The sequence below is a fragment of the Spirosoma sp. KNUC1025 genome (assembly GCF_045160025.1).
Lineage (GTDB): Bacteria > Bacteroidota > Bacteroidia > Cytophagales > Spirosomataceae > Spirosoma.
Genome location: NZ_CP087139.1, coordinates 6,410,049 through 6,424,311 on the forward strand (window position 1 = coordinate 6,410,049; position 14,263 = coordinate 6,424,311).

Genomic DNA, 14,263 nt, shown 5'->3' on the forward strand with positions numbered 1-14,263 from the left:
ACGTATCAATCCCCTTTTTTGTTGAACTGGATTATTAATTATCAGTCCGGCAATCTATTGATTAATGGGATGCCTTCGCAGCCTGTATTGACAAGCCTTCTAGCACTTCCGCTAATTGCAGCAGTTGCCCAACAAGCCCGACATCGGAAGCTTCATTGGCCGCCTGTTTGGTTAGTTTACTGAGTGTATGCAATGAGCTGGCGATTTTTGCTGCTTTCTTTTCAGCCAGCGCCTGCTTGAATGAAAACAACTCATCGGCTATATATTCGAGGGTCAGATTACCCTCCCCCAGCGCTTCACTCCATTGGTTAATTAGTTCATCAACAGGACTTACGTGTTCGGCATCCTGCTGTAATCGACGTAGCGTCGTGGCTAACAGCTGCTGTGGGTCTTGTTTAGTCTGTAGTGCCATAAGGATTTAGTTTGGGTTAGTGCTTAGTCTAGTTGTCAGCTTACGGGATACGTGAAAATAAAGTCTGTGTATCCCATAAACTGACAATCCTAGGGCTTATTTCGGCAAGGGCATATCCTGAAGATCTTCATCCGTGAGCTTAATGGTTACTGCCTGCACATTTTCTTCCAGGTGTTTGACCGATGAAGTACCAGCAATGGGGAGCATAACGGGCGATGCCGCCAGCAACCAGGCCAGCGCGATCTGATAATCCGTCGCTCCGTGTCGGGCTGCTACCCGTTTTATCGCATCTTCAGCCGCTACATTACCGGCATTTAGCGGAAACCAGGGAATAAAGGCAATGTCATTTTTTTCGCAGTATTTCAGTACGTCATTCCAGTGCTGCTCGCCGAAATTGTACATGTTTTGTACGGACACTACGTCGAAATATTCTTTAGCCTGTTCAATCTGGTCAATACCTACTTCCGATAGGCCGATATGTTTGATTTTCCCCTTTTTCTGAGCCTCCTGCAAAAACCCAAGATACTCCTCGGCAGGCACTTTATTGTCGAATCGATGAAGCTGGTATAAATCAATTTGATCAAGCTTCAACCGTTTCAGGCTTCCATCCAAGGCTTCTTCCAGGTGTTTCCGGCTTCCATCAACCGGCCATTGATTAGGCCCGGTGCGGAGTAAACCACCCTTGGTTGCAATTACCAGCCCCTCTGGATACGGATGGAGGGCTTCCGCAATGAGTTCCTCCGAAACATACGGACCGTAGCTGTCGGCAGTGTCGATAAAGTTGATTCCCAGGTCAAGCGTCCGCTTCAACACACGAATTGCTTCGTCATGATCTTTGGGAGGTCCCCAGATACCGTCACCCGTAATCCGCATGGCTCCGTAGGCCATTCGATTAACAGTCAGATCACCGCCAATGGTGATGGTTCCCGCCTGTGCTGCCAGCGTTTTTCCGGCAGATTGTTCAGTAGCTTGCATACGCGTTAATAGTTGTTGAATCAAAACAGGCTTATTTTATCAGTCCTGCGTCTTCTATAAACAAACCGAAACGCTTTTTGTATAGGCTACTGGATTAACTTTTCATTTATCGCTTTTCGATTCCGTCCAGCACGCGTCGAATTACATTGGCCCGTTGCATGAAATCGAGGGAAGTTGTTACGTCCTGATCGTCAATGACCTGCTTGAACTGCTGAAGAAATTCGATATAAGCGGCCAGGGCGTCGGACACGTTGATTCGGTTCTGGTCAAAAATAGGTGCCCACATCTGCGGAGAGCTTTTAGCCAGTCGTACCGTCGAACTAAAACCCGTACTGGCCATATCGAAAATGGCTTGTTCATCTTTTTCCTTTTCCAGCACAGTCAGCCCTAAGGCAAACGCGCTGATGTGGCTCAGGTGCGAAACATAGGCCAGATGCAGGTCATGTTCTTTGGGCGTCATGTAAAACAATTTCATGCCCGCATCCCGAAACAGACTTTCTGTTAGCGTCAGGCTGTCGCGATTACTTTTTCCCTGGTCGCAGATGATGAGATTTTTACCAGGCAGGAGTTCCCGAAAAGCGGCACCTGGCCCCGAATTTTCGGTACCCGCCATAGGATGGGCTGCTACAAACTGCGCCCGCTTCGGGTGCGCATCGGCAATGGCGCAAATCAGTTCTTTGGTTGAGCCCAGGTCAACGACGGTAGCGTCTGGTGGCAGATGGTCCAGTACGGTAGGCAATAGGTCGATGATCACATTAACGGGTGTTGCCAGCACAACTAACGTACTTTGGGCAACAGCTTCGGACAACGGCAATACGTCGTCAACGATTCCCTTTGCCAGTGCCAGCTGCCCATTGACCATCGACGTATCGACACCAATGAACCGCATTTTAGGGTATTTCTCACGTATGGCCAGGGCAAACGAACCGCCTAACAAGCCTATTCCTATGATACTAATAGTCATGAACCGGGATTTTAACAAGATTTAAACGATGGACAAGATTTTTGTACCTGCTATTTGATCTTGTATTTGTTATTAAATAAACGTTTGTATTCTAGGCTGGGAGCGCCAAAATTGATTAATAAACCCGTCGGAAGATTATAGGCTTCTAAATAATTTTTGCCTTGGGCCAAATGAATATTATCCAAGGCTAGGAGCGCTTTTAGTTCAACAGATAACCTATCCTCAATTAAGAAATCTACGCGCCTTGTCCCAACCTGTACGCCTTTGTAAAATACCGGCATTTCAAATTCACGAGCAAAGTTTATGTTATTCTACTTAAGTTCAACAGCTAAAGCGCGTTGATAAATAACCTCTTGAAAACCATTACCTAACGACCGATATACTTCCATCGAGCAGCCAATTATTTTACCAGTAAGGTCATTAATTGACAAGGCACTTCGAGTTTGTATACTGCTCATGCAAAAAGCTGAGATCAAATCAATAAATCCTGTTCAATCAGTCAAATCATGCTAAAATCCTGGTTCAGACGCCCTACCGCTTCTTCAATACGTTCCTTAGGCATACACAACGACACCCGCACGTACCGATTTCCCTTAGGACCGAAAATAAATCCGGGCGCAATAAACACATGCTTCTTATAGAGCAAATCGTCAACCAGCGCTTCCGCCGATTCAACGGTATCCGGCAGTTTGGCCCAGATGAATAAACCTTCCTGATCGGTGGAATACGTACAGTTGAGAGCATCCAGTAAGGCGTGAACGGCATTTAGTCGTCCCTGATACACGGCATTACGTTCCTGATGCCAGGCGTCCGAATTGGTGAGCGCTTCGGCTGCAGCGTCCATGAGCGGCTTAAACTGGCCCGAATCGACGTTACTCTTAATCGTCAGCACGGCATCGACATACGACCTGGCACCCGCCATCCAGCCGATACGCCAGCCCGCCATATTGTGCGATTTGCTAAGTGAATTTAGTTCTACCGCTACGTCTTTTGCACCATCGACCGACAGCAGACTAATCGGCGGTTTTTTGTTCAGTATTAGGCTATAAGGATTGTCGTGGCCTAAAAGAATCTGATGGTCGTGTGCAAATCGGACGGCCCGTTCAAACAAGGCACGCGTTGCCGGAGCACCCGTGGGCATATGGGGATAGTTCATCCAGATGATTTTTGTACGGGTGGGCGAGCCCGCAACTAAATCCGTCATGGCTTCCCAATCGGGCTGCCAGCCATCATGCTCCAGTAAGGGATATTCCCGCACAGTAGCACCGACCATACTGCTTACGGCCCGATAGGCCGGATAACCCAGTTCCGGCACCAGTACGCCATCGCCATCATTCAGAAACGTAAGCGAAATATGCGTAATGCCCTCTTTGGAGCCGATAAGCGGCAAAATTTCGGTGTCGGGATCAAGCGTAACGCCATAGGTATGGTCATAAAACCGGGTAATACCCTTCCGAAGCCCCGGAGTGCCTTTATAGGGTTGATAGCCGTGAGACGTCGGCTGCTGTGCCGACCGAATAAGGGCGTCGATTGTATTGACTGAGGGCATCAGATCGGGATTACCGATGCCGAGATTAATAACGTCGTGACCAGCCGCCACCAGGCGACGGACTTCGGCTAGCTTAACCGAAAAATAGTATTCCTGCGTTTGATCAGCGCGGTGAGCAAGAGGGATAATCAATTTCTGAACCGGGATTTAAAGGATGCTAACGATCTACAAGTGCATTGCCCATGCAAATCAGCCTGCAAAGATAGCGGGTGAATCAATGTTGTTAGTCCTTTCTATATGACCGATTTAATTCTATCAATCATTCCACTCCGGCACTTGCAGGCGTAGAGCGGCTTAGAAAGTACCTCAGCAGGGGCGCTACGTGCAACGACTGAATCATTTCGCCCTTATCAACAATTTCCAGAGCCCGTTTTGGCGAAACAATGTGTACCGTAATTTCTTCAGTCTTTTCCAGGTGCTGCGCCCGGATGGGTTCAACATCCGTAGCCAGGTACGCGTATGTCAGATTGGTGTGCGTGCCCGGATTAGCCGAGATGGTCATCAGGAGTTGCCAGTGTCCACCGCCAAAACCAGTTTCTTCGAGCAGCTCGCGCTGGGCAGCCACAAGAGGATCTTCGCCGGGATCGATGACACCCGCGCAAAGTTCGTAATGCACATCGCCGATGCCATGCCGATACTGCCTGATTAGCACCAATTCACCGTTGGTGGTAACGGCTACTACGTTGACCCAATCGGGGTATTCAAACACAAAATAGTTGGGAATAGCACCGCCATTCTGCATTCGAATGGCTTCTTTTCGAACGGTAAACCAGGGCAATTGATGAATGTATTCAGACGTATCGACCTGCCAGGGTTGGGGATCATTTTCGGGAGTCATAGCCACAAAGGTAGGTACACCAGGCGGACTAATTCACTCACTTTTTTAAGCAAATCATATTAACCACCCTCTCCGATTCGTTGTAGAGTGGACTTTTGCCCTGCAAATGTTGCTTGTCCAACTCAGAGCCTGATGAAAAACACAGTTATTCTTTTTGTTGCTGTTATCAGTTTATTTCTTTCGTCCTGCCATCGTCCCGTTGCTTATTTTCAACCCATGCCTCGCCCGGTTTTTGACCGGTTACCCGTTGAGCAGGCAGCTGTTTCGCCGGAACCTGTACGACCAGATTCTATAGAATTGGCCACCTTGCCTGCTGTTGTCCCGACTAATCAAAGCGCCAGCGCCGATCTTAACCGTGCCCCTGTATCCTCTACCCATTCGCAGGTTGCAGGGCGGATGCGCCATATTCAATCGCTTTTATCGGCATCGACCCAAACGACGGATAAACAGCCGGAGCCTAAGAAGAAACTGAAACTCGGCAACAAAATTCGGCAGAGCCTGGGCATGCCATTACGTAAAGAGCTGAACTGGTGGCAACGTATCAGCTGGAAACTCAAAGCGTCGGTCATTGTCCTTCTGGTGGCAGTGTTATTCGCCATTCTGCACATCACTATACTGGCCATCATTTTTGGCGTTGTGGGTGCGTTCCTGCTGATTAGTGGTCTGAAAAGATCATTCAAAGTTCGCCGACCGTGGTTTTAAGTAGATCAAACTGGTTTCTGTGGTGGTGTCGGATTGGAGAATCCGACACTAATCTGGTTTGGAAATCAAGCGAATCATATTAAGTCGGTTTTGAGAAACCTGACTTCACCACCAGAACCGGGCTGCACCAACGTACCATGCAGGCAAACCGCTTTTTATGGAAGCCTTCTAATTGACTCGTAAATCAAATTGATGTATCGTTCCCGGTCGATGTCATAAACCAGTTCCACATTCGGTTTCTTTTTCAGCACATCGAAGAAGTCGACGACGGTTGTTCCCACGGTTAAGGTTCCCATTACCTCAACATCGACGTGGCAGGTTTTTGAGGTAAATATCGACGGATCGATCAGCCAGGCAATGGCGCAGGGATCATGAAGGGCGGCTCCCCCATTCAATTCGGGGCGTTCCCGGCGGTAGTAGATGGAAAAGAAATCCATCAACTCCGCAATCACTTTCCCGCATTGATTGCCCGCAGCCCTGAACCGCTCAATATCTTCCTGAAAAACCAGCGCCTTATGCGTTACGTCTAACCCGCACATAGTTATGGGTACGCCCGAATTGAAAACAACGGCTGCAGCTTCGGGGTCGACGTAAATGTTGAATTCAGCGGTTGGTGTGATGTTTCCCCGAAAAGCGCCCCCACCCATCAGAGAAATACGGTCAATTTTCGGTTTCAAATGCGGATAAGCCAGCAGCAGGGTAGCTATGTTCGTCAAAGGGCCGGTGGGTACGATGGTTATTTTCTCCAAACTGTCGGCCAGAATTTTCGCCATTGCTTCAACCGCTGGGACTGGCTCGTAGGTTAGCTCAGGTTCGGGTAGAACGGGGCCATCCATTCCCATTTCTCCATGCACCTGATCGGCAATGATCAGTTCGCGAAAAAGTGGTTTCTCACAACCTTTATAAATCGGAATATCCGTCTTAAGTAACGCTTTGAGTCTGAGCGCGTTTTTCAGTGTTTTTTCCTGCGTCTGGTTGCCCGCCGACGTTGTAATGGCTTTAATGTCGAATGCGTTGCTGCCAACGGCCAGCATGAGCATGACGGCATCATCGTGGCCAGGGTCGCAATCAATAAGTATGGGTAATTTCTTCATAATCTGTCAGGTAAAGGGAGCCGCTGGTTTATGCCGCTTAAACAGGCGGCAAATATACTGTCTGCCTCCGACGCGCATCGACAAAATTTTAAAAGCTACTGAAACCATCGATTAATCTTGGTCGGCAATTATCTTAGCTACTGGTTTCGGCACTTCTAACCTACTATCATGCATTTCTCAACCTCTTATTTACTTACGTTATGTATTGGCCTATCCAGTGCAGGTACGCTAACTGCGCAATCAGACGCTGTACCTGTGGAAGCCCAACGCGTTGTTCAATCGGTTCGGCCGGAGGCTATCCGTAACCACATGCGGATTCTGTCCAATGACTCGCTGCGGGGGCGTAAACCCGGTACAAAAGGCTTCGATATGGCCGCCGACTACGTTATCAGCCAGTTTAAAAAACTGGGCCTGAAACCAGCGGGCGAAAACAGTACGTATCGTCAGGATGTGCCCTTACGGCGGTGGCAGGTACGGGAGGGCAGTAGTTCGCTGACTTTAATCACAAACGGGCACGAACAGCCCCTTACGTATGGTAAGCAGTTTATTCTGAACCCTACCCCCGACCACGCCAGCAGCGACGTAACCGCTCCCGTTGTGTTTGTAGGGTACGGCGTAACTGCCCCCGAATTACAGTATGACGACTATTCAGGGATAGATGTAAAAGGAAAGATTGTGGCTATTCTGAATGGAGCGCCGAACTCATTTCCATCCAATCAGCGGGCGTATTATTCGTCGTCGAAAGCGGAAAATGCAGCAGCGCATGGAGCCATTGCTACGTTGGCCTTTAGCTTGCCCGCCGATCTTAGAAATCGTATTGAAACAGCCGCTCCGCGAGCGCGGCAGGGAATTTATCGGTGGCTCGACAAAGCCGGAAAACCGCAACGTACGTATCCAGAGCTGAGGGGTGCCGGTTCGCTCAGCGACTCAACGGCACGATTGCTTTTTGCCAGCGCCGGTACGTCACTAAAAGATGCCATTGCCAACGCCCAGAAGAACCGTCCGCAGGCTTTCCCGTTAAACGTTTCGGTACGCATGCAAACGCAAACCGACGTAGTGGAAGATGTTCCCGGATATAATGTAGTGGCCGTACTCCCCGGTTCTGACCCCGTTCTGAAAAACGAATACATTGTCTGTGCTGCTCACATTGATCATCTGGGTGTGGGTCGGCCGGTAAAAGGTGATTCGATTTACAACGGTGCCCACGATAACGCATCGGGCGTAGCGATCAATCTGGAAATGGCGCGGTTATTTGCAGCTTTACCCAAAGCACCCCGTCGGTCCATACTGTTTGTGGGCGTAACGGGTGAAGAAATGGGCTTGTTAGGTTCTGATTATTTTGCCAGTAATCCAACCGTACCGAAAGAAAAAATCGTCGCCAATCTGGCGCTGGACATGCCCTTCTTTTTCCATCCGCTGCTCGACATTGTTCCCTATGGGGCCGAGCACTCCAGTTTAAATCAGGAAGTTCGACAGGCCGCTACGTTTCTGGGCGTGAAAATCAGCCCGGACCCCATTCCGGAGCAAACCGTTTTTATGCGCAGCGATCATTTCAGCTTTGTTCGACAGGGTATTCCTGCTCTTTTCATCAAAAGCGGTTCTGAAACGGGCAATCCTAATCTAAACGGTACCAAACTAAACCTGGAATGGCGGGCCACCATTTACCACTCGCCCCAGGACGACATGAACCAGCCATTTGATTTCAACGCAGCGGCTAAACACGCTCAACTGCAATTTCTGACGGCCTACCTGACGGCTCAGAGTGACCAACGGCCAGCCTGGAACAAAAGCGACTTTTTCGGGACTAAGTTTGGAAAGATAAGCGAATGAACATTATTAGTCACTGGTCATTGGCTGTTAGTATAATGACTAATGACCAGTGACTAATAACCACACTTAAACGCTTTTCCATTTAATGCCGCAGCCAACCGCTCTTGCTGACGGAGTTGTTACGGGTTTACCAGCAAGCAGTTCATTTACAGCCGCTTCAACGTATTTCTTATCGGCGGCTGCCGCGTCGTACTGGTTGTTGTCGATGGCACCAATGTAAGCAATCCGGAATTGATCTCCCTCCCGCTTGACCACAAACATATGCGGTGTGTTGGTGGCACCAAAAGCGCGGGCCACGGCCTGTGTATCATCGTACAGATAGGGGAACGCATAGTTGCTGGCTTTAGACCGTTGCTGCATGGCATTATACGAATCGCCGGGCGACCGCTGGGCATCATTCGACTGGATAGCCACAACGGGGTATCCTTTGGGAGCGAACTGCTCATTAAGCGCCATGATACGGCTTTCGTAGGCTTTGGCAACCGGGCAGGTATTGCAGGTAAAGGCAATGATATAGCCTTTGGTGCCCTTATTGTCGGCCAGAGAAACCGTTTTCCCATCTACGTTTTTCAACTTGAAATCCTGAACCACATCGCCGACTTTATACCCATCCGACGCATACCGGGCGCTCATCAGAGTCACTGTCAGCAGCAACACAAACACAGAAATGACTGGGCTTTTTTTCATGGTTGATTAAAGTTTGTACTGGTTAATAATTGAGTCAAGCTCTCCTTCTTTCACCGGCTTTCCGATAAACTGCCGGACGTTACGTTTCTGACTAAGAATCAGTGTCATGGGCAGCGCACCCGACCATTCAGGCGCTACTTTATCAACCCACGTATTGAGGTCTGATTCATCCAGCAACACAACTTTTGACTTTATTTTTCGAGTACGAATAAACGGCGAGACTTTTGTGTCCAACGTCTTTTTGTCGTCCAGACTCACCAGCAGTACGTTCAGTTTTTTTGTAGCATAACGATGCCGCAGCGCTTCAAACTGAGGGAGTTCTTTTACGCAGGGCGCACACCAGGTAGCCCAGAAATTTACGACATACAACGTATCATTGGGACGGTTTATTAATTGCTGCAACCGATCAACTTTGACGATAGATACCGACTGGCTTCTGGCTGGAACACCCGCTAATAAACCCATAATCCACACTACGCCTAAAGCCGTTCTCATTGCGGTAACCCATTAAATTTTATATCAACTGATCCTGGAATCGGGCTTTTGCTCATTAGCCTCTATAAAAAGAGTAAACAGGTATAAATCAAACAATTCAGTCGATAACTCTTAGTAAACGTAACGAATAGCCTACTGCCTATGTTATCTGATTTTTAATCTTTATAGTCGTTGTTTTAATGCGCTTTTTCCCAGTTTAACCCGTCGAAGTCAGGCACATCCTGTTGCAGTTATTATCTTTACTCAGCCGAAACCAATTTGAATTGACTTTGAATACCTTCAACGACAGAAAGCTACGTATCGTTGGACCTCTGATCCTGTTTCTGATCGGAGTGGTATTCTTTCGCCTGAACTGGCTACTGGAGCTGCCCACCAGTACTTTATTGCGAAGTGAGCTAATTGCCATAAGCTCCGGGTATTTCTGCTGGAACCTCACCCGCTGGGTCATACACCGGCTACAGAAGCAGTATCCGGGTCTGGCGCGAACCCGCCGTCGGTTGATTTGGATGACTTTACTGTTACCTGTGCTCATCAATATCGGCTGGCTTGTCCGTCAATTGGGGCACATGGCGTTTAATGGTGAACGAAATTTCTGGCCTACGCTGTCCGATTACACCTATTCGCTGGGTATTCAGATTTTCTTTCACATTATTTATTTCGTCATCTATGAAGGAGTCTACGTAATGCGGGCCTGGCAACAGACGTATGAACGTAACGAGCGACTCAAGAAAGATCGGCTTCAGTATCAGCTCGATACGTTAAAAAGTCAGATCAATCCGCACTTTCTGTTTAACAGCCTTAATTCCCTATCGTCGCTGATTTACGAAAACCCGCAGCAGGCAGAGGAAGTGGTCGATGAAATCAGCAGCGTCTATCGGTATCTGCTCCGGGCCAATGACAGCGAATCGGTTACGTTGCAGGATGAACTGCGCTTTATTCAGTCGTATTTTCATTTACTAAAAACCCGGTACGGCAAAAGTCTTGATTTACAGGTTCGGGTAGATGAAGCGCAGTTGGATCGCAAACTCCCAACCCTAACGTTACAGTTGCTCCTGGAAAATGCGGTGAAGCACAATATCATGATGCCTGAGCAACCCTTACAGGTCGTGATTGAAAGTCATGGCAATACGCTGGTTGTCCGCAACAACCTTCAGCGAAAGAAGACGCCCGTCTTATCAAATCGAGTCGGTCTGACCAACATTGCGGCTAAATATCGATTGCTGGGCAAGGACAATTTATCGATACAGGAACGTGATGGCGAGTTTATCGTCAGTTTACCGTTGCTGGAAAATCACCACACCGTGCCGATTCGTTCATGAAACCGATTGACGACACTTATCTCCGCTGGCTTGGTCCAGTGGGCCTGTATGCTTTCGTAGCCTTGTTTTTTCGGCTCGACTGGTACACGATACTGCCGTTAAAAACGCTGATGTACAATGATTCCATCGCGCTGTCGGCTGGATTGGTCTGCTGGCAGATTGCCCGTTGGGTCGTGCTTCGTATTCAACATCGGTATCCGGGATTAGCCAACACCCGCCGTCGGCTTCTGTGGTTGCTGGCCGCCCTGCCTGTGCTGGTATTCTTTGCCTGGCTCATGCGCCATACTGTCCGGTTTTTGATCGATGGGCAGTTTTTATATTTTACAACGGCCGTAGAGTTCAGCCGAACCATTGGCATCCAGGTTTTCTACCACTTCATCTATTTTACTGTCTACGAAGGTACGTACGTGCTACGTGAATGGAAGCGTGCTACGGTCGAAACCAGCGATCTGGAGAAAATGTCGATCCAGAGCCAGCTTGCTTCGTTGCAGAGTCAGGTCAATCCGCACTTTCTGTTCAACAGCCTTAATTCCCTTTCGTCGTTGATCAACGAAGATCCGCGCCTGGCCGATCAATTTCTGGATGAGTTGACCAGTGTTTTTCGGTATCTGCTGCAGGCAGGCGAACAACGCCTGGTGCCGTTACGGGAAGAAGTAGCCTTTATTGAGGCTTATTTTCACCTGCTGCGAACTCGTTATCAGAAGGGTATCCAGTTTGATATGGCTGTGGATGATTCTTTCAACGACTGGTTGATTCCGCCCCTAACTCTGCAGGTTCTGGTCGAAAATGCCGTTCGGTACAACATTATTCTGGCAGACAAACCCTTACGTATTCGAATCAGTACAACTTCCGACGGCTGGCTCCGCGTAGAGAACACGCTTCAGCGGAAAAACCTACGTGTCGACAGAACCGGAGCCGGTTTGACAGATCTGGTAGCCAAGTATAAACTGCTGGGGCAGGATGCGGTTCGGATTGACGAAGGCGATGGCTGGTTTGTTGTCAGTGTGCCGCTCCTGCAGGAAGAGTCCGTAATGGTTTCACCGGCTCTATTTTAAACCCTCCCCAACTAGCCGCCGGGCTGTGCCGAAATCTATTGTGATCAATCGCCCTGACCAGGACTGCCTTTCAGGTGCAAGTCTTTAACAGCGCTTCGCACCTGCTGCATAAACGGCTTACCCGGATCAGCCTTGTCCGTCAAATAGTTTGGGTCCGTTTCTTTCCACAGAGCGGTGCGTCTGAAATCTTTGTACTCGTAATGCCCAATCAGGTATTCGATGTCTTTATAACGTTCTTTCAGGTAGCGTACCAACTGAATATTGGCTTTTATCTGCGCTTCGGTCAGGTCATTATTACCAATATTCTCAATACCAATCGCACAGTAATTCAGGCCAATACAATGGCGGGCAAACGTAGTATCGGGGAGCAGCCGAAAGATGGTTCCATCGCGATCAACCAGATACGGAACGGCTGTATTCAGCCGACTGGCGGCTTGAAGCTCTGACCGGCCGGGCAATACACTCGGGTTGAACAGGTTGAACGTAGCATCGAGTGTTGGAACAGCCGTCCAGTGCAACACAATCATCCGGGGTTTAATGTAGGGTTCTTCCTGCTGTATTCCATGCCGCTTGGCCAGGTATTCGAGTGAAAGCCGCTTGCGTTCGTCATCGAAAACAATAGGCTTGTCAATAATACGGATCGCCGGTTGCTGGGCCAAACAGCTACCGACCAGAACGAAGGGTATGATTCGGGAGAGATATCGGGATATGTTTACTCCAAAAGTCATAATTGATGGCGTTGAGCGCGCAAAAAAGAAAAACTTCTTAATTCCGGATAGTTTTCTTTTTTACCGTTACGAAATCCTGAAAATTATCACATTCAGTATACACAATACGTAGCATCGATCTGAAAGCCAGTACGTTTGTCAGCGTTGCCTTCGTCAGCAAACCATCCAATAAACCACGCAACAAATTGACTACAAGTACATTTAACTATTTTTTAATTGTCATTTTATCCGCCTTTAATCCAATTTCGCGGTTTTACAGCGACTATACTGTTGCTTTACAAAGGCCAATGTTTATCGAATGCTTCTTCGAATTTCATTACGTTCTTTCCTGCTCATTTGCCTGTTAGGCCGAATCGCTTCTGCACAGACAACACTGACACTGCGCCAGACGCTTCAGCGTGTCCGGGAGAATAGTCCGGCGTTACGTGTTGAACGGTTAAACATCGGCGCGGCTCAGGCCGATCAGACCACAGCGAATCTCCGCCCGAATCCGGTTCTGAACAATCAGACCCTAATTCAATTGACGCCAACGCCTGGTGCCGAAGCCGTTGGGCCGCTGAGCCGTCAGCGTCGCCAGTTCTGGCTACAGGCCACCAAAGAGTTCGACATTTATAACAAGCGTACCTACCGGAATCGCTTTGCTGAAGCCAACACCAATCTGGCCGTCAGAAGTGTCGCCGAAACAGAACGTGGCTTGCTTTTCGATGCCGCCAACCGCTATCTCGATGCCTGGTATGCGCGTGTTCAACTGGCTTTGCTCGAACGGGCGAAGGCGAATGTCGATACGCTGGTACAGCTGAATAAAGTCCGGCTTAAAGATCTGGTTATCACGAGCACCGACCTTACCCGAACGCAGCTCCTGTCGGATCAGTACGACATCAAGACCCGTACAGCTCAGCAGGACCTTCGAAATCGGTTGAGTGAGCTTCGGCTGGTGGTGGGCGCCACCGACAGCATCAACGTAGCCTTGAACGACTCGGTCGTAAATCCCGCATTTTCATTGCCTTTGCGCTTACACCCGACCGTAAATGCCAGTGCTGATAGCTTACTCCGCGTCGCTTCGACTACCCGAACGGATGTGCAGGTAGCGCAGGCAAATCTCGAATCGGCACGCCGGAATGTGGATTTACAGCAGGTGCTGGCCAAGCCACGGAATGAAGCGGGCTTCATCTGGAACCCACAAAATGCAATTCCGTATGCAGGTGTATTTCTAACCTTCGAGCTACCCGTTTATAGCCGCAATCAGGGCGAAATTCAGAAATCAAGGGTATTGCAGGAGCAGGCTGGTCATGCGGCCGCGCTGGTGCAGGCCCGAATCCGGTCGGAAGTAGAAACGGCTTATCAATCTTTCGTCACCAGCCGCGAGAACATTGACCGCTATCTGGATATTCGGCGCGATGCCGACCGTGTGCTGGCGTCTGTGCGCTACGCTTACCTTCGGGGGCCACCACCCTCATCGACCTGCTCGAAGCGCAGCGCTCGTGGTATGATACCCAAACGGCTTATTATGAAACGCTTTATGCCTACCGTCAGAATTACGTCAGGCTCCTGTACGTAACGGGCCAGATCAATACGTATTAATAGCGAAAAATGTAAAATGAACAATGGCATACCT

The 14,263-nt window shown here is 49.0% G+C and carries 13 protein-coding genes and 2 pseudogenes; 5 read left to right on the plus strand and 10 right to left on the minus strand.

What is annotated here, in order from left to right; translation table 11 throughout:
* Nucleotides 1–61: 61 nt before the first annotated feature.
* From LN737_RS28090 to LN737_RS28115, 6 genes and pseudogenes are all read right to left on the minus strand, one after another.
* Complete coding sequence (locus LN737_RS28090; RefSeq protein WP_405514143.1) at nt 62–412, minus strand: hypothetical protein; 351 nt, start codon at nt 410–412, stop codon at nt 62–64.
* Between the two features lie 96 nt (nt 413–508).
* Entirely contained in the window at nt 509–1,387 is an 879-nt protein-coding gene (locus LN737_RS28095) for an aldo/keto reductase (protein ID WP_405514144.1), read from the minus strand.
* A gap of 106 nt (nt 1,388–1,493) precedes the next feature.
* Complete coding sequence (locus LN737_RS28100; RefSeq protein ID WP_405514145.1) at nt 1,494–2,351, minus strand: prephenate dehydrogenase; 858 nt, start codon at nt 2,349–2,351, stop codon at nt 1,494–1,496.
* A 50-nt stretch (nt 2,352–2,401) separates the two neighbouring features.
* Nucleotides 2,402–2,809 (minus strand): annotated as a pseudogene (locus LN737_RS28105) (GxxExxY protein).
* 41 nt (nt 2,810–2,850) lie between these two features.
* Nucleotides 2,851–4,032, minus strand: coding sequence for a pyridoxal phosphate-dependent aminotransferase (locus LN737_RS28110; protein WP_405514147.1), 1,182 nt, complete (start codon nt 4,030–4,032; stop codon nt 2,851–2,853).
* Nucleotides 4,033–4,159: 127 nt separating this feature from the next.
* Nucleotides 4,160–4,738: an NUDIX hydrolase gene (locus tag LN737_RS28115; RefSeq protein ID WP_405514149.1), complete on the minus strand. Its 579-nt coding sequence runs from the start codon at nt 4,736–4,738 to the stop codon at nt 4,160–4,162.
* A 132-nt stretch (nt 4,739–4,870) separates the two neighbouring features.
* On the opposite strand from LN737_RS28115, the gene LN737_RS28120 reads away from it, so the two are divergent.
* Nucleotides 4,871–5,440: a hypothetical protein gene (locus tag LN737_RS28120; protein ID WP_405514150.1), complete on the plus strand. Its 570-nt coding sequence runs from the start codon at nt 4,871–4,873 to the stop codon at nt 5,438–5,440.
* Nucleotides 5,441–5,595: 155 nt separating this feature from the next.
* Here LN737_RS28120 and rihA read toward each other — a convergent pair whose 3' ends face one another.
* Nucleotides 5,596–6,534 (minus strand): pyrimidine-specific ribonucleoside hydrolase RihA, encoded by a 939-nt coding sequence (gene rihA / locus LN737_RS28125; RefSeq protein ID WP_405514152.1) that lies wholly within the window; start codon nt 6,532–6,534, stop codon nt 5,596–5,598.
* Nucleotides 6,535–6,702: 168 nt separating this feature from the next.
* Here rihA and LN737_RS28130 point away from each other — a divergent pair, with 168 nt between their 5' ends.
* A complete protein-coding gene (locus LN737_RS28130; protein ID WP_405514154.1) occupies nt 6,703–8,364 on the plus strand; it encodes a M28 family metallopeptidase in 1,662 nt (553 codons plus the stop codon).
* Nucleotides 8,365–8,430: 66 nt separating this feature from the next.
* On the opposite strand, the gene LN737_RS28135 is transcribed toward LN737_RS28130, so the two are convergent.
* Together LN737_RS28135 and LN737_RS28140 are read right to left on the minus strand one after the other, a co-directional pair.
* Nucleotides 8,431–9,051: a thioredoxin family protein gene (locus tag LN737_RS28135; RefSeq protein WP_405514156.1), complete on the minus strand. Its 621-nt coding sequence runs from the start codon at nt 9,049–9,051 to the stop codon at nt 8,431–8,433.
* Nucleotides 9,052–9,057: 6 nt separating this feature from the next.
* Nucleotides 9,058–9,546 carry a TlpA disulfide reductase family protein gene (locus LN737_RS28140; RefSeq protein ID WP_405514158.1) on the minus strand — a complete coding sequence of 163 codons (489 nt, stop codon included), beginning with the start codon at nt 9,544–9,546 and terminating at the stop codon, nt 9,058–9,060.
* Nucleotides 9,547–9,815: 269 nt separating this feature from the next.
* On the opposite strand from LN737_RS28140, the gene LN737_RS28145 reads away from it, so the two are divergent.
* Nucleotides 9,816–10,865: a sensor histidine kinase gene (locus tag LN737_RS28145; RefSeq protein WP_405514160.1), complete on the plus strand. Its 1,050-nt coding sequence runs from the start codon at nt 9,816–9,818 to the stop codon at nt 10,863–10,865.
* Entirely contained in the window at nt 10,862–11,920 is a 1,059-nt protein-coding gene (locus tag LN737_RS28150) for a sensor histidine kinase (protein WP_405514162.1), read from the plus strand. Before LN737_RS28145 ends, LN737_RS28150 begins: the two co-directional genes overlap by 4 nt.
* A gap of 44 nt (nt 11,921–11,964) precedes the next feature.
* Here the strand turns inward: LN737_RS28150 and LN737_RS28155 are convergent, their stop codons facing one another.
* Complete coding sequence (locus LN737_RS28155) at nt 11,965–12,648, minus strand: peptidoglycan recognition family protein (RefSeq protein ID WP_405514163.1); 684 nt, start codon at nt 12,646–12,648, stop codon at nt 11,965–11,967.
* Between the two features lie 298 nt (nt 12,649–12,946).
* Here LN737_RS28155 and LN737_RS28160 point away from each other — a divergent pair.
* Nucleotides 12,947–14,229 (plus strand): annotated as a pseudogene (locus LN737_RS28160) (TolC family protein).
* The last annotated feature ends 34 nt before the right edge of the window (nt 14,230–14,263 follow it).